This is a genomic window from Flavobacterium sp. FlaQc-52, from assembly GCF_044007495.1.
Taxonomy (GTDB): Bacteria; Bacteroidota; Bacteroidia; order Flavobacteriales; family Flavobacteriaceae; genus Flavobacterium; species Flavobacterium cupriresistens.
Genome location: NZ_JBIPCV010000007.1, coordinates 1 through 18121, shown reverse-complemented (window position 1 = coordinate 18121; position 18121 = coordinate 1). Strand labels below are relative to the sequence as shown.

The 18121-nt window shown below is 35.2% G+C and carries 7 protein-coding genes; all 7 read left to right on the top strand.

All coding sequences use genetic code 11. The annotated features are described in order from the left end of the window. Nucleotides 1-207: 207 nt before the first annotated feature. Entirely contained in the window at nt 208-3240 is a 3033-nt protein-coding gene (locus tag ACHRV5_RS13310) for a SusC/RagA family TonB-linked outer membrane protein (RefSeq protein ID WP_395427077.1), read from the top strand. A 12-nt stretch (nt 3241-3252) separates the two neighbouring features. Continuing rightward, nucleotides 3253-4833: a RagB/SusD family nutrient uptake outer membrane protein gene (locus ACHRV5_RS13305; RefSeq protein WP_395427076.1), complete on the top strand. Its 1581-nt coding sequence runs from the start codon at nt 3253-3255 to the stop codon at nt 4831-4833. A 113-nt stretch (nt 4834-4946) separates the two neighbouring features. Beyond that, on the top strand, nt 4947-6884 hold the full coding sequence (gene nagB / locus ACHRV5_RS13300) for a glucosamine-6-phosphate deaminase (protein ID WP_395427199.1): 1938 nt from the start codon (nt 4947-4949) through the stop codon (nt 6882-6884). A 157-nt stretch (nt 6885-7041) separates the two neighbouring features. Next, entirely contained in the window at nt 7042-9126 is a 2085-nt protein-coding gene (locus tag ACHRV5_RS13295) for a beta-N-acetylhexosaminidase (RefSeq protein ID WP_395427075.1), read from the top strand. 470 nt (nt 9127-9596) lie between these two features. After that, nucleotides 9597-14591 (top strand): glycosyl hydrolase family 18 protein, encoded by a 4995-nt coding sequence (locus ACHRV5_RS13290; protein WP_395427074.1) that lies wholly within the window; start codon nt 9597-9599, stop codon nt 14589-14591. Between the two features lie 301 nt (nt 14592-14892). After that, a complete protein-coding gene (locus ACHRV5_RS13285) occupies nt 14893-15252 on the top strand; it encodes a helix-turn-helix domain-containing protein (protein WP_395427073.1) in 360 nt (119 codons plus the stop codon). Nucleotides 15253-15682: 430 nt separating this feature from the next. Then, on the top strand, nt 15683-18121 hold a 2439-nt coding region (locus tag ACHRV5_RS13280), incomplete at its 3' end, for a glycosyl hydrolase family 18 protein (protein ID WP_395427072.1).

The following is an 18121-nucleotide window of genomic DNA, read 5'->3' as shown; positions in this document are numbered from 1 at the left end:
TATGTGTAATAAATAAGCTAAATAATTAGATATTATATAATTATATCTTAAAATTGATATACTATAGTGATAGGAAAACGTTTTCGAGAAGCACATTATTGAATGTTTAATGTCGTTTGTTTAAAATTTTGTACCGTTTGTATAATTTATTTTTTTTAACAATACGTTAAGAATAAATTTACATCATAACTAACAAAATAAATAAACATGAAAAAAATTTTCTTAATCTTTATGATGGCTTTTACCGCGCAAGTTTCACTTGCTCAGGTAAAAAGTGTCAAAGGTGTGATTACAGATTCTGACGGGATGCCATTACCAGGGGCATCTGTTGCGGTACAAGGAAGTCAAAAAGGTGCTACAACCGATTTTGACGGATTGTATGCAATTGAAGTACAAAAAGGACAAACATTGCTTTTTACTTATGTTGGTCTGGAAACACAAGCAATAGTTGTAGGGGATGCTACTACAATTAATGTAAAAATGCAACTAGCAGCATCGAATGCGCTTACCGAAGTTGTTGTAACTTCATTAGGTATCAAGAAAACTAGAAAATCTTTAACTTATGCAGCTCAGGAGCTTAAAGGCGAAGAGTTAACTCGTGTAAGAGATGCTAACGTTATTAATACAATTGCAGGTAAAATTGCCGGTGTAGCTGTAACAAAAAGTTCTGGCGGTACAGGTGGTTCTACAAAAGTAGTTATCCGTGGAAATTCATCTGTTGTGAATAGCCAGCCATTATATGTTATTGATGGTATTCCGATATTAAATGCTGGTTCTGGACAGCCAACTGAGTCATTTGGTAGTTTGTCAGGAGGTAATCGTGACGGTGGTGATGTTGTTTCTTTAGTTAATCCTGACGATTATGATGGGATGACTGTACTTAAAGGTGCTGCGGCTTCTGTATTGTACGGTAGTCAAGGGGCAAATGGAGTAATTTTACTTTCTTCTAAAAAAGCTAAAGCAGGGAAAGCAAATATTACCGCTTCTTCAGTAACTACTTTTGAAACAGCAGCTTATTTACCTAAGTTTCAATCAGATTACGTTGCATCTAAGGGAGCAGCAGATACATGGGGGGCAAAACAAAAAACGAATGATTATGTTGAGGATTTCTTTAATACAGGAGTTACTCAAATTACGTCATTAGGTTACTCGAATGCTAATGAAAATTCGTCTACTGCATTTTCTTATGCTAACACATCTTCTTCGGGAATTACACCGGGTAATAGTTTAAAGAAAAATAATTTTGGAATTCGTCAAACAGCTAAGTTTTTCGGAGATAAATTGACTTTTGCAGCAAATGCAAATTATACTTCTCAGTCAATTGCAAATAAACCAGTAAATGGTCTTTATTTCAATGCGCTTACTGGTGTTTATTTAATGCCAAGAGGAAATGACTTTAATTTTTATAAAGACAATTATGAAGTTTTTGATCCATCAAGAAATTTAATGGCTCAAAATTGGGTATCAAATGTAGATTTTATGCAAAATCCATTTTGGGTAATAAACAGAAATCAATCAGAAGATAAGAATGATTTTTTTAATGGATCTTTAGCTTTAACTTATAAAGCAAATAATTGGTTAAGTATTGCCGGTAGATATAGTTATAACAGAGTATCAAGTAAGTTTGATAAATTTATCTATGCAACTACTCAGGGAGCCTTATCTCATATCAATGGTAGATATTATAATGAAGAGACTTTAAGTACACAACGTTATGCCGATTTAATAGCAACCATAAATACAAAAATCGGTTCAGATTTCTCATTCAATGCAAATATTGGAACCAGTGTAAGAAATACATTGATCAATCAAAGAACGATCCTGGATTCTGGAGTTGGTGGAGGTTTAAAATATGCAAACTGGTTTACATTGCATAATTTTAATAACAATGCCGAAAATTATCAGACAATTGATTCTAATAAAGAAATTCAATCCATATTTGCAGCTACTACGTTTGGTTATAAAGATATGTTATACTTAGATCTTACTGGTAGAAAAGACTGGTCTTCAACATTAGTAAATACAGAAGAAGGCGGATATTTTTATCCATCAGTTGGTTTGACTGCTTTAATTAGTGAGATGGTAGCTTTACCTGAATTCATTAACTATGGTAAAGTTCGTGCAGCTTACGCTAATGCAGGTAACGATGTTGCTCCTTTTATAACATCTCCTACAAATTATTACCCACAAGGGAGCGGAACAAAATACAATCCAATAGTTGCGCCTAAAACAGGGACAAGTTTGAAACCTGAATTAAAAACAGAATACGAACTAGGTACAGAATGGAGAATGTTTAATAACAGATTAGGATTTGAGTTCTCTTATTATCATTCAGAAACTAAGAATCAATACCTACAAGTTGTAGCGCCAATTGGAAATGTACAAGGGGTAGATTTTTATGCAATCAACGCAGGAAGTATAGAGAATAAAGGTTTTGAAGTTGTATTAAACGCAGGTATTGTTAAGGGAGATAAATTCTCTTGGGATGCATCGGTGAATTATTCTCAAAATAAAAATTTAGTAAAGGAAATTCCTGCTGAATTAGGAGGTCGTATTAATTTAACAAATGCTGGTGTAAATAGCTATAGATATGCTTTAATTGAAGGAAGACCATTTGGAGTTATTGAAGGAATTAATTTCAAGAAAGATGCGCAAGGTAGAGCTATATTAAATAATGATGGTACTTTTCAAAAAACTGGTTTTGAAGAAGTTGGAAATTCTAATCCTGATTTTATGTTAGGTCTTTCTAATTCATTCAAATATGGATCTTTCTTTGCAAGTGTATTAATTGATGGTCGTTTCGGAGGAGATGTAATGAGTTTAACTGAAGCAATAAATGATATTAATGGAGTTTCAAGAGCGTCAGGAGATGCTAGAAATGCTGGAGGAGTTGCTATAAATGCAGTAAAAGTTGATGGTACTCCTGTGACTAGTATGAGTGCAGAGTCCTACTACAAACAAGTTGGAGGTAGACAAGGGATTAGTGGAGAATATATTTATGACGCAACAAATGTGAGTGTTAGAGAGGTTTCAATCGGATATACTTTTAATCCTAAAACATTGCCTTTCCTTCAATCAGCTAGTGTTTCATTAATTGCGAGAAACTTATTCTTTATATACAAAGACGCTCCTTTTGATCCAAACATTGCATTAAGTACAGGTCAGGGTTTACAAGGTGTTGATATTTATGGTCTGCCTTCTACCAGAAGTGTAGGTCTTAACTTAAATGTAACTTTCTAAAATTTTAAAAAGATGAAACTAAATAAAATAATAAAAACAACAACTATATGTGCTTCTTTGCTTACTGTAGTTGCTTGTACAGATAATTTTGAGGAAATAAACACTAATCCAAATGGTATTACACCAGGGCTTTTTGAGCAGGATTTTAATCATATTAAAGGAGGATTTTCTCCGATGTTTAATAATATCCAGATTTTAACCCCACCAGATCTATATCAATTACAACAAGGATTAAATAGTGATGTATGGTCAGGTTATATGGCAACTCCTCATCCTTTTGGGAATTTAAATAATACAACTTACTATCTTCTTGATAACTGGAATGGTACTTGTTGGGAAACTGCCTATAAAAATATAATGTACAACGCCAATGATATTGGGAATAAAGCTAAAGGCAAATACGATCAGTTTTATGCTTTATCATTGATACTAAAAGTAGAAGGTATGCACAGGCTTACAGATATTTTTGGACCTATCATTTATTCTAAATTTGGTACTCTGGATACTACTATTGGTTATGATTCACAAGAAGAAGTTTACACTCAAATGTTTAGTGAGTTAGATATTGCAGTTGCAGAATTAACTAAAAGAGTTGATGCTGGTGAAGTTAGTGTTTTTGTATCGACTGATGAATCGGGTTATAAAGGTGATTATAAAGCTTGGGTAAAATTTGCTAACACTTTGCGTTTGAGATTAGCCATGCGTGTGGTAAAAGTAAAACCTGCTTTAGCAAAGGTTCAGGCTGAAAAAGCTGTGGCACATAAATTTGGAGTGATGACAGTAAATGCAGATTTGTTCAAAATTGTATCTCCTGTTTATACTAATCCAATTCAAACTATAAGTGTTGGATGGGGAGATATTGCTATGTCTGCTGATATGGAATCTATTTTAAAGGGATATAATGATCCTAGGTTGCCTGTTTATTTTGATACTTCAACGGAATTCCCAGGTCAATATAAAGGTATTCGTACAGGTATAGCTATGGCTTCAAAAAGTGATCATGAGAATTTTTCTCGAGTTGGATCAGTTATTAAGACGAAAGAAATAACTCTGATGACTACAGCAGAAGCTTATTTTCTAAGAGCTGAAGGAGCTTTGAGAGGATGGAACATGGGCGGAGACGCAAAATCATTATATGAATTAGGAATTGCAGCTTCATTTGACCAAAGAGGAGTTTCTGGTGCGGCGGCCTATAGTTCAAATAATACAGATACAGCTATAGACTATGTTGATCCTAAGTTTCCGGTGAATAATGCAACAGCATTAAATAATGTTACTGTTGCCTGGGACGCGGCGGCCACTAATGAGGTAAAATTGCAAAAAATTATTACTCAAAAATGGATTTCCGGTTTCCCGGAAGGTCAGGAAGCATGGTCTGATTACAGAAGAACGGGATATCCTAAACTTTTCAAAGTACTTAAAAATTACAGTGGAGGTACAATTTCTACAGAACTTGGTGTAAGAAGAATCAACTTTGTTGTGGCAGAGAAAGCTGGAAATAGTGGAGGTGTAGCAACTGGTGTAGCTAAATTAGGCGGACCAGATAATGGAGGAACCAGACTTTGGTGGGATGTTGATGCACCTAACTTCTAATAAAAGCTAAAAAAAAAGAGAATATTAAGTTTGGTTAGTAAATGGTATGGGTAATGAAAGTTGCTCATACCATTTCAAAAACCAAAATGATAAATAGTATAAAAGATAAAGAAATGAAAAGTGCTTTAGAAATAAAACCTGATATCAGCTATAAAAGCGCAGGGAAATTTGAAGAGACAAGATTTGAAAAAATTCACAACGAAATCTTCAAAAATTCTACCGAAGCTTCCTTAATTGTAGCGCAGGAAATCGCTCAATTAATCCGATCTAAACAAGAGAAAGATAAATCTTGTGTTTTAGGTTTAGCGACAGGTTCTTCTCCTATAAAAGTATATGAGGAATTAGTAAGAATGCACAGAGAAGAGGGGCTAAGTTTTAGCAATGTAATCACTTTTAATTTGGATGAATATTATCCGATGACTAAAGAGAACAATCAGAGCTATCATCATTTTATGCATCAGCATCTTTTTAATCATATTGATATCAATCCTGATAATGTTAATATTCCTGATGGTACAATCGCTATTGATGAATTAAATCAATATTGTATTGACTACGAAATGAATATTAAAAATGCAGGAGGTCTTGATTTTCAATTATTAGGTATCGGTCGTACAGGTCACGTAGGTTTCAACGAACCGGGATCCCATATCAACTCCGGTACTCGTATTATTACACTGGATCACATTACAAGAGTAGATGCTTCGTCCGATTTTAATGGTATAGATAATGTTCCTAAAAGAGCTATTACCATGGGAGTTTCTACCATTATGAGATCTAAAAGAATTGTATTAATGGCGTGGGGTCAGAACAAAGCTGACATCATAAAAAGAACAGTTCAAGGAGATATTTCTTCAGAAGTTCCGGCAACCTTTTTACAAAATCACCCTAATGCGACTTTCGTATTAGACCAATCTGCAGCTTCAGAGCTGACACGTTTCAAAACACCTTGGTTAGTAGGAGAATGTATTTGGACACAAGAATTAAAAAGTAAAGCGATTGTTTGGTTGTGCCAAAAAACAAAACAATCCATATTAAAATTAACAGACCGTGATTACAACAATAACGGTATGTCAGATCTTTTGGCGCAAGAAGGTTCTGCTTATGATTTGAACATCAATATGTTTAATGTTTTGCAGCATACCATTACAGGATGGCCAGGTGGAAAACCCAATACAGATGATTCGCACCGTCCGGAAAGAGCCAATCCGGCTAAAAAAAGAGTCATTCTTTTTAGTCCGCACCCTGATGATGATGTCATTTCAATGGGAGGGACTTTTTCAAAATTGATAAAACAAGGACATGATGTACATGTTGTATATCAAACCTCAGGAAATATTGCAGTTACAGATGATGAAGCTTTAAAATTTGCAGAAGTTGGCAGTGACTTTATTGGTACCGGAGCAGCGGATATCAATTTCAAATCCGTAATTGAATTTTTGAACAACAAATCAGAAAATCAAATTGATTCATTAGAAGTTCGAAAATTAAAAGGACTTATCAGAAGAAGAGAGTCTTATGCTGCCACAAGATACATCGGTTTAAAAGATGAAAATACCCATTTCTTAGACCTTCCTTTTTACGAAACAGGACAAGTTAAGAAAAATCCATTGGGACCTGATGATATTGCGATCGTAAAGGATATCATCGCCAAGATAAAACCACACCAGGTTTTTGCAGCAGGTGACCTAGCGGACCCGCATGGGACACATGAAGTTTGTCTGAATGCTATTTTTGCTGCAATGGCAGCCTTAAAACCACAAGCTTATATGGATGATTGTTGGTTATGGCTGTACAGGGGAGCATGGCACGAATGGGACATTCACGAAATTGACATGGCCGTTCCGTTGAGTCCATCAGAAGTATTATTAAAACGTCATGCGATTTTATACCATCAATCACAAAAAGACAGAGTTATGTTTCAAGGAAATGACTCTAGAGAATTTTGGGTTAGGGCAGAAGATCGCAACAAAAATACAGCTGTCCTTTATGACGATTTAGGTTTGGCTGAATACGAAGCAATCGAAGCCTTTAAACGTTTTGATTATTAGTGTTGTTTTTTTAAGATTCGGTTAGAGCGAATCAAATGACAAAATTCAGATTGATTTTATTGCAATTAGTGAGGTTCAATTGAAGTCCTTCTGAGTTTTGTCTCTTTTATCTATTTATTAATGTTATCTCAGGATAACATCTTTCAAAAACATTCAAATGAAATATTTATTTGTCCTACTATTAGCGGGTTTAACTTCTAGTGCTCAAGTTCAAAAAGAGCAACTAAATCTTATGCCGTGGCCTCAAAGTATCGTATTAAACGATGGAAATTTTACTTTAACTAAAAATTTTAAAGTAAACATTACCGGAAATCCAAATCCAAGAATTTTTGGTGGTGTCACTCGTTTTCTGCGTCGCTTAGATGGTAGAACAGGTATTTTTTTTGAACAAGGTTTTATTACAAAACTAAATGAATTTCCTACTGCTGAATTACAGATCAATTGTGATAAAAGTGGTAAAATTGGTTTGTACGAAGATGAAAGTTATCATTTAGATATTAAAAAAGGCAAAATTACAATTAATTCAACCAGCGATTTAGGGGCTTTACATGGCCTTGAAACGTTATTGCAAATCATGCAGAATAATAACACTTCGTTCTTTTTTCCAAATGCTCAAATTTCAGATTTTCCAAGATTTACCTGGAGAGGTTTAATGTTGGACGTTTCAAGACATTTCCAACCGGTAGATGTTGTGAAAAGAAATTTAGATGGATTGGCCGCTATGAAAATGAATGTTTTTCACTGGCATTTAGTAGACGATCAGGGATGGAGAATTGAAATGAAAAAACACCCAAAGTTAATAGAATTAGCTTCGGATGGGATGTATTACACACAAGAGGAAATAAAAAATATCGTTAAATATGCTGATGAGCGCGGTATATTAATAGTTCCGGAAATCGATGTTCCGGGCCACGGATCAGCCATTTTAACTGCTTACCCCGAAATTGGCAGTAAATTGATAACGCTGACTGGCGGAACTACAGAAAAAAATATTCAGGGAACTGCTATTGCAACCTATGGAATTGAGAGAAATGCGGGTATTTTTTCACCAACATTAGACCCTACAAATCCTAAAACCTATCAATTACTAAGTGAATTGTTTGACGAAGTATGTCCCCTATTTCCCGGGTCTTATTTTCATATCGGGGGAGATGAAAACGAAGGGAAAGACTGGGACTCAAATCCTAAAATTCAAGAATTTAAAAAGAAAAATAACTTAGCAACCAACCACGAGTTACAAACTTATTTTACCATGAAATTGATACCGATGCTTAAAAAACACGGTAAGCAATTAATGGGTTGGGAAGAGATTTTGACTAAAAACATGTCAAAAGAAGCTATTATACATGCCTGGAGAGGTCCTAATGAAGGAGTTGTGGCAGGTCAGTCTTTAATAGACGCAGTAAAAAAAGGGTATAAATCAGTTATGTCAAATGGTTTTTATATCGATTTGATGTACCCAATCGAAAGTCATTATTTGAATGATCCGATGCCAAAGGGAGCCAATTTATCAGCAGAAGAAAAAGCAAGAGTGTTAGGAGGCGAAGCTACAATGTGGTCCGAACTTGCAACACCAACAACTATAGATTCAAGAGTTTGGCCTAGAACAGCTGCAATTGCAGAAAGACTTTGGTCATCAGAGAATATTACAGACGTAGCCAATATGCGCAAGCGTCTTGAAGTGGTTTCATTCAGACTGGAAGAACTTGGATTGACACACATTCGCAATAAAGATGTTATTTTAAGAAATATAGCTAACAATCAGAATGTAGAAGCATTGAATGATTTTAGTAATGTTTGTGAACCATTAAAAGGATATAAAAGAAATAAAGGCGGAACAGAATATCAGATGTATTCTCCGTTTACACTTTTTGCAGATGCTTGTACTCCGGATGCCAAAGATGCTTTAGCTTTTGATGCTACAGTAGATCAGTATTTGGGAAATAAATCACTGGAAAATAAAATAAAAGTAACTGCATTTTTAAATAAATGGATTGCAGTGAATAAAGCATTAAATGAATTGAGTGCAAATGCACCTTTAGTTCAACCCATTTTGCCTTTAGCTAAGAAATTGAGCGATGCATCAGAACAATTAGTACTTGTTTTAGATAACAAATCAACTTTAAAAGCAGAAGAATTGAAAAATCTGATCGAACAATGTGATGCAAAAGATCATGCCGATGTTGAATTGGCAGTTTTTAAAAGTTTGAAAAAATTAATGCAAAATTTTGATTTGAATTAGGAGTTAGTAAGTTTAGTTTAAGTTACCAAGATTGTTCCTGTCTCTGCCAGAAGTTTTCTGGTGGAGATGATTTTGGTAAACTGCTGAGCTAATCCGTTAAAGAATTAATAAGAGTAACCAAATAAGTATTTACATTTAAAACCAAATAAGAGAATATAACAAAACATGACAAAAAGTAGAATTTTAGATTGATGAATTACCCCCCAAATTTATCCATTTTATTTATTACAATTTTTTTAAAAAAGAAGTTATACATAAATATCAATCAATGCTATTCGCTAATGATTATGGTCGAAATCAGTAATAGTAATATTTATTTATAGAAATGAATCGAATTAAAGTACAACGATTGCAATGTTTTCTATTTGCAGTTGATTGAACCCCGGTTGTTGTTTGTCAGATGCTGATTTTCAGTAGCTGATGTATTGCGATTGGAATATTTACTTTCTATTAACCAATATTTATTAATTATGAAACATTATTACAGATTACTGTTTTTGTTCTTGTTGTTTCCCTTACTTGCGTTAGCCCAACCAGCTCACGGTAAAAAAGTAGTAGGGTACTATGCACAATGGGCCATTTATGCCCGGGATTATAACGTTCCCAAGATAGACGGGAGCAAGTTAACCCATTTAAATTATTCTTTTTACGGGACCACTTTTGATCCTGCCCGTCCGGAGAATACAAAGTTAAAATGTTTGGATACCTATGCTGACTTTGAGCATACGGAAGGCGGAATTCCATGGGATGCTCCTGTAAAAGGGAATTTTTATGACTTGAAAAAGTTAAAAGAAAAGTATCCACATTTGAAAATATTAATTTCTGTTGGAGGATGGACTAAAGGTCAGGATCTTTCTCCAATTGCCGCAAGTCCGGTGGCAAGAGCTGCTTTAGCTGCAGATATGGCAAACTTCATTGTAACGTATCCATTTATTGATGGATTTGATATTGACTGGGAGTATCCGGTTATAGGAGGGACAGACGGAACTGAAGTAATTAACGGAGCTCCTATTCCTCCACAAAAACACAGTCCGGACGACAATAAAAACTTAGTTTATTTATTGAAAGCAATGCGCCAGGCAATGCCAAATAAATTAGTTACTATCGCAGCAGGAAATAACGTTAGAAATGTTGTTTCTCAGTATTTAGGACCTTTGAACAGAGGGCAATACGGAATGACTGAAGATATTTCGACTTATTGTGATTACATTACTTATTTTGGATATGATTTTGGTGGAAACTGGTACGATAAAACGTGTTACAACGCTCCTTTGTATGCAAGTGGAAATCCAAACGATCCTTTGTACGGTGCAAGCCAATCTGAATCATTAGATGAGTTAACCAATCAGTATTTGAATGTGATCGGTTTCCCTGCGAACAAATTGATCATGGGATTACCTTATTACGGTAAGATTTTTAAAAATGTTGCTAATAATGGAACTACACCTAATTTTCCGGGTTTATTTGTTGCAGCACCAAGAGATGCTACTTCCGGATGTGCTAATCCACAACCACCAGCAGGAACTTGGGATGGTCCTGCAGCCTGTGAAAAATCAGGAAGTATAGAGATTTGTGATTTAGTTGGAAATCCGGTTACAAACTCACACCCTTATCTGGATCCTACTACCATGATGGTTACACCAACTGCAGCAGCTGCAGGGTGGGTTAGATATTTTGATAATACTACCAAAGTTCCTTATTTATACAATGCTGCTTTAAAACAGTTTATCACCTATGAAGATAAACAATCGATGGACTTAAAAGTGCAGTATATTAAATCGAGAAACCTTGCCGGTGGTATGGTTTGGGAACTATCTCAAGATACCAGAGGTGCAATACCTAACTCTTTACTGACTCAGGTAGATACTTCATTTGGAAGCATTGTTCCGGGAACAGTAAGCATAGCGGGTTCTGTAAAAAGCGGAACGGCTTTAGTACCTAATGTTGCCATAGAAGTAAAAAATTCAAGTAATGTGGTGGTAGATAATGTAGTTTCCGTAACAGGTAATTTTACATTCAATAATTTAGTTTCGGGTCAAAATTATACGCTTACTGCTACAAAAGCGGCCTATAACTTTACACCTGTAGTTTTAACAAATGTAACGGTTAATCAAACGGGAGTAGTTATTCAGGGAACACAACCTTTATATACGGTAAGTGGAACTGTAGTAGTAGGAACTACCACAACACCGGTTTCCGGAGTTACAGTTACAGCAACTTCTGGCACAACAGTTTTAACAGCGGTTTCCAGTGCAACGGGTACTTATAGCGTTACAGGTTTAACAGCAGGACTTAACTTTACAGTTACAGCAGCTAAAACGGGTTTTCCTTATACTCCGGCTTCAACGGTTTATAATGCAATAAGTGCTAATCAAACATTGAATTTCTCACAAGGTTCGGCAATCGTATATTACACAGTAAGTGGTACTATTTTAAATGGAACTACACCGGCTGCGGGAGTTACGGTTACAGCAACTTCTGCAGGAGCTCCTGTTTCAGCAGTTTCTAATGCAAGTGGAGCTTACAGTATTTCTCTGCCATCTGGTTCAGATTATACAGTAACGGCTGCTTTAGCAGGAAAAACATATACTCCAGCTTCAACAGTTTATACGAATTTGATAGCCAACAAAACTTTGAATTTTACAGAGTATAACGTTGGAACCAATAAAATTAGCGGTACAGTTAAAAATGGTACAGTTCCGGTTTCGGGAGCGAAAATAGAATTGATCGTACCTTGGACCGATAATGCACACGGATGGAAAAGTGTTCTTGCCACAACAGATGCGCAAGGAAATTACAGCTTTGCTAATTCAGTAATAGACGGATATGCAATTATCTCAAGTTTGAAATTGAATTCATGGCAAAATAATGAAGTTACTTATTTACCAAGTAATTTAGCAAATTTTGCAGTTCCGACTACGCCACAGGTATATAATTTTAATACAAGTGCGACGGCTAAAGTTGCTTCTTATGCGATAAATGGAAGAGTTTTAAACGGATCTACTCCGGTTTCCGGTGCTGTAATTTCGGCAGTTTCGGGTACTAAAACGTTAACTGCGACGACAGATTCTAAAGGAGCTTATACTTTTTCAGATTTAGCTTTAGGATCAGATTATAAAGTGACAGCTGTAAAAACAGGTTTGACATTCGTTCCGACTTCAACAGCTTTGACAACTACATCAGGTAACAAAACAGTAGATTTTACACAAAGTTTGGCTAGTACAAATTTGATTAGTGGTACTGTAAAAAATGGTTCTACTCCGGTATCAGGTGCTAAAGTAGAATTGGTTGTGCCTTGGACTGACAATACACACGGATGGAAAAGTGTTCTTGCTACAACAGATGCGCAAGGAAACTTCAGCTATGATAATACAGTTGTAGCTGGTTATGCGCAGGTTTTAAGTTTAAAATTGAACTCTTGGCAGAATGGGGAAGTAGCTTATTTTCCAAACAATCTGGCGAATTTCGCAATGCCAACTACGCCACAAGTTTATAATTTCAATACACAAGCGGTGGTTGTGACTAAACCAGTGGTTGCTATTACAGCGCCAACAGCTTCGGCGATTGCTATAAATTTAGGAGCAGCGATTAATTTTGTTGCTAGTGTTGGATTAAGTGCTGCTGATGCTACTACAATTTCATCTGTTGTATTTAGTTTAGATGGACAAAGCTTGAATGCTACCAATTCTTCTGGAACTTATACAGCGATTTGGACACCAGTAGCAAATCAGTTTTCGCTTAGTCATACCTTAACTGTTACGGCTACTGCGTCAAACGGAACAACAGATTCAAAAACATATAGTTTTACATTAACTTGTTCTGGTGCAAACTGCCCAAATCAATTACCTGTAATTACTTGGAGTTCACCATCGAATACTACTGTATACCAAAGTACTTTCCAAGTTGTGCCAATTTCGGTTACAGCGGTTGATAGTGACGGATCGGTTTCAGGTGTTACTATTACCATCAATGGTGGTACGTTCAACATGACAGCAAGTGCAAATAATACTTATACGTATAATTTTACACCTACTGCTTATCAGGATTATCCGGTTGTAATCAAAGCAACTGATAATAGATCTGCCGTAACTACATTAAACAATACGGTTAAAATTGCTCCAATAGGCACCAACAGATTTATTCCGCTTCCTCCAAAAGTTATTTTAGGATATGCGCATTCTTGGGAAAATGCCGGTGCTCCATTTTTATATTTTTCTCAAATGGTGGGAAGTAAGTTTAACGTAGTTGATTATGCTTTCGTAGAAACCGTTAATCGTGATGGTTATACACCAGTATTAACTACAAATGATACTAGATATTTGACCAATAACGTTTTCAATAAGCAATTGTTGAAAAACGATATAAAATCCTTAAGAGATAGTGGCGTTCCTGTTATTGTTTCTATTGGAGGTCAAAATGGTCATGTTGTTTTGGACAATGTAACGCAAAAAAATATTTTTGTTAATGGTCTAAAAGCAATTATTGATGAGTATCAATTTGATGGAGTTGATATTGATTTTGAAGGCGGATCGATGAATTTTAATGCAGGAGGTTTAAGAGATATTTCTTATGCGGGTATTTCTGCTTATCCAAGATTGAAAAACGTAGTAGATGCTTGCAAAGAATTAAAAGCACACTATGGCCCTGGATTCTTATTAACTGCAGCTCCGGAAACACAATACGTACAAGGAGGATATTCTACCTATAATGATACTTTTGGTTCCTTCCTGCCAATCATTCAAAACTTGCGTAATGAATTGGATTTGTTAGCTGTACAATTGTATAATACAGGTGGTGAAAATGGATTAGATGGCCAATATTATGGTTCAGCTAAAAGAGCAAACATGGTAACTGCCCTAACAGATATGATAATAAAAGGCTATAACATTGCTGGAACCGGAATGCGTTTTGATGGTTTACCGGCTTCAAAAGTTCTTATTGCATTACCCGCTTGTCCAAGTGCAGCAGGTAGCGGTTTTATAACGCCGGCAGAAGGAATTAATGCAATGCATTATTTAAGAACCGGAACGACTTTTACAGGAAGAACATACACGATGCAGCCAGGTGGACCTTATCCTTCTTTAAGAGGTTTAATGACTTGGTCTGTAAACTGGGATGCTTCTTCTTGTGGTAATTCATCTGAATTATCTAAAGCTTACGCAGCATATTTTGCCTCACAAGCAGCGGCAAAAACGTTATCTCTGGATAAAATTGAAGCGAAGAGCAGTACAGTAGCTTATTTTAAAAATGATGCTTTGTCAGTTTCAAATGAAACAGAAGATATTGCTCAGGTGGATGTATTTAATACTATCGGACAACCTTTAGTAAGTCATAAAAACATTCAAAATAATAAAGAAATCCTGATTCAGAACAGAAACTTCACGACTAAACAATTGTTTGTCGTTATAGTGACGGACAGAGCAGGAAATAAAAAATCATTCAAAGTGATGAACTTTTTAAACTAAGGTTTAGAACTAAAGAATGGAAAATTTAGAAATAAAAAAATTGGGACGGTTAAAATTGAGTTTGGTTATTTATTTTTTAATCTGGTTTTTATATTTCGAATAAATGTTGCGAATTGAGGTGATTTGTTATTTGGTTTTCGCCTGAAGGAATGCATTATGAACCCGACAATTGTATTGTCGGGTTTTTTTTTGCCGTTTTTCGAGATTATATTTTATAAGTTTTATCGATTATTTAAAATTCCTACAAACATATTTCTTTTGTTATATTTGTAAATAATTTCCTATTTTTAAAAATAAAAAAATGGTCGGGGAGAATGTAAGAAAGATTAGGGTAATCAAAGGATATTCTCAGCAATACATGGCTGTTTTGTTAGAGATTTCACAAGCGGCGTATTCAGATATTGAGACTGGTAAAACAAGGATCAGCTTAGATAAATTACAGAAAATAGTTTTAATCTTAAACCTTGAGTTGAGCTATGTGGTTAATTTTCATGAGAATTCAATATTATGCCCCAATCCGAATAATTTGATGAGAAATGAAGGAGAAATGAAGGAGGTTAAAACTCATTTTGATAAAGAGAGAGCACTTTACAAAGAACAAATAAATACTTTAAAAGATGAAATTGTTTACTTGAGAAATAAACTTGATGGAAAGGAGTAGGAATGATAGAATGGCTACTTTTTTAAGATAGAATAAAACCAAATTATTATTACAGTATAACTTAAAATAAAAACCTTAGAATTTGATTTTGGCTCTCTTTGTTAAGTTTCATGGCGAGATTGTTTATTAATTCATATGGTCTAGCAAAACTATGCTGGCTTTTATGGTATTCTCACTTGAAAAACATAAAAAATAATTATAAAAAGAAACATTGAGGTTGAAAATCAAATAATTAAGTACAAATCATAGATTACCAAAAGCAAAGTATTTAGATTGATGAAATTCATTTTTTTGTGCTTGAATATTCATTTTAACAGTGTTACGAATTCAATCTTTTCCTTAGATTCCTAATTTTTTTACTGATGTGTCAAATTTTGGCAGTAACGGTAATGTGATTTGGAATATTTATTTATTAACTAATTTTTTTATTATGAAACACTGTTACAGATTACTGTTTTTGTTGCTGTTTCCCTTACTTGCGTTTGCGCAGCCAGCTCATGGCAAAAAAGTAGTAGGGTATTATGCACAATGGGCTATTTATGCCCGAGATTTTAATGTTCCCAAGATAGATGGGAGTAAGTTAACGCATTTGAATTATTCTTTTTATGGGACAACTTTTGATCCTGCTCATCCGGAGAATACAAAGTTAAAATGTTTGGATACCTATGCTGACTTTGAGCATACAGAAGGTGGAATTCCATGGGATGCTCCTGTAAAAGGGAATTTTTATGACTTGAAAAAGTTAAAAGAAAAGTATCCGCATTTGAAAATATTAATTTCTGTTGGAGGATGGACCAAAGGTCAGGATCTTTCTCCAATTGCCGCAAGTCCGGTGGCAAGAGCTGCTCTGGCTGCAGATATGGCAAACTTTATTACAACTTATCCATTTATAGATGGATTTGATATCGACTGGGAGTATCCGATAATGGGGGGAACAGATGGTACTGAAATACTTAATGGTGCAATAGTTCCTGTACAAAAACACAGTCCGGATGATAACAAAAATTTAGTTTATTTATTAAAAGCAATGCGTCAGGCAATGCCAAACAAACTAATCACGATTGCTGCCGGAAACAATGTTAAGGATGTATCTAAACAATATTTAGGACCAAACAACAGATCACAATATGGAATGACTGAAGATATCACAACATATTGTGACCATATTACTTATTTTGGATATGATTTTGGCGGAAACTGGTACGATAAAACCTGCCATAATGCTCCGTTGTATGCAAGTGGAAATCCAAACGATCCGCTTTACGGTGCCGCACAGTCAGAATCACTTGATGAGTTAACCAATCAGTATTTAAATGTAATTGGTTTTCCAGCTGATAAACTAATTATGGGATTGCCTTTTTATGGGAAAAAGTTTGAGCACGTGGAAAATAATGGCACTGATCCAAATTTACCGGGATTGTTTGTTGCCGCACCAAGAGATGTAGTTTCGGGATGTACAAATCCACAATCTCCTGTCGGTACTTGGGACGGTCCAGCTGCATGTGAACGTTCCGGAAGTATTGAAATTTGTGATTTAGTAGGTAACCCAGTTACCAATTCACATGCTTATTTGGATGCGAGTACGATGTTAGTGACACCAACTGCAGCTACTGCAGGATGGGTGCGATATTTTGACAATACAACCAAAGTTCCATATTTATACAATGCTGCTTTAAAACAGTTTATCACCTATGAAGATAAACAGTCAATAGATTTAAAAGTACAGTATATTAAAGCTAAAAATTTAGCAGGTGGTATGATTTGGGAGGTCTCCCAAGATACGAGAGGTTCAATTCCGAATTCATTGTTAACTCAGATCGACGCTTCATTCGGTAGTATTGTTGCTGGCACAGTAAGTATTGGTGGTTCTATAAAAAGCGGTAATGCTTTATTAACCAATATAACTGTTGAATTACGTGATGCCAATAATGCTGTTTTACAAACGATTGTTTCTGCAACAGGAATTTTTGCATTTAACAATCTTGTTCCGGGTAAAAATTATGCTATTACTGCAGTAAAGACTTCTTATACTTTTGTACCAGTTAATTTAGCCAATGTCGCGGTTAATCAGACAGGAATAGTCATTCAAGGAACACAAACGTTTTATACGGTAAACGGGACTATTTTAAATAATGCTAAACCGGTTTCAGGAATTACAGTTACTGCCGCTTCTCAAGGAGTAACGTTTACAGGAGTTTCTAACGCAAGTGGAATTTATAATATCAGTCTGCCGTCCGGAGCTGATTATACAGTGACAGCAGCTTCATCAGGTTACAGCTATGCACCAGCATCGACCATTTTTGCTAATTTAATGACTAATAAAACAGTAGATTTTGAACAAAATGTAGTTCTTGCAATCATTAGCGGAACAGTTAAAAATGGAGCAAATCTAGTTTCTGGTGCTAAAGTTGAATTAACCTTGCCTTGGACAGATATTGCACATCCATATTTAAGCAAAATTGCTATTACAGATGCACAAGGAAAATATAGTTTTGATAATGCTATTTTGGCTGGATATACTACAATTTCAAGTTTAAAATTAAATAGTTGGGATAATGGTAACGTAACTTATTTACCATCAAATCTGGCAAACTTTGCTGTTCCGGCAAATGCTACAGTTTATGATTTTAGTACTAGTGTCGTTACACCAACGTATTATACTGTAAGCGGAACTGTTTTAAACGGAAGTACTCCGGTTTCTGGCGCTACAATTTCGGCTGTTTCTGGAAGTACAACTTTAATAGCTACTTCTGATGCTTCAGGAAATTATTCGGTTGCGAATTTAATTTCAGGATCAGATTATACGGTTACAATTGCAAAAACAGGATTAACATTTACTCCTGCATCAACAGTTTATACTGCTATTGCT

What these genes read in the sequence shown, in the direction of transcription:
- nagB (WP_395427199.1), top strand. Translation starts at nt 4,947, where the DNA reads ATGAAAAGTGCTTTAGAAATAAAACCTGATATCAGCTATAAAAGCGCA.
- ACHRV5_RS13295 (WP_395427075.1), top strand. Translation starts at nt 7,042, where the DNA reads ATGAAATATTTATTTGTCCTACTATTAGCGGGTTTAACTTCTAGTGCT.
- ACHRV5_RS13290 (WP_395427074.1), top strand. Translation starts at nt 9,597, where the DNA reads ATGAAACATTATTACAGATTACTGTTTTTGTTCTTGTTGTTTCCCTTA.
- ACHRV5_RS13305 (WP_395427076.1), top strand. Translation starts at nt 3,253, where the DNA reads ATGAAACTAAATAAAATAATAAAAACAACAACTATATGTGCTTCTTTG.
- ACHRV5_RS13310 (WP_395427077.1), top strand. Translation starts at nt 208, where the DNA reads ATGAAAAAAATTTTCTTAATCTTTATGATGGCTTTTACCGCGCAAGTT.
- ACHRV5_RS13285 (WP_395427073.1), top strand. Translation starts at nt 14,893, where the DNA reads ATGGTCGGGGAGAATGTAAGAAAGATTAGGGTAATCAAAGGATATTCT.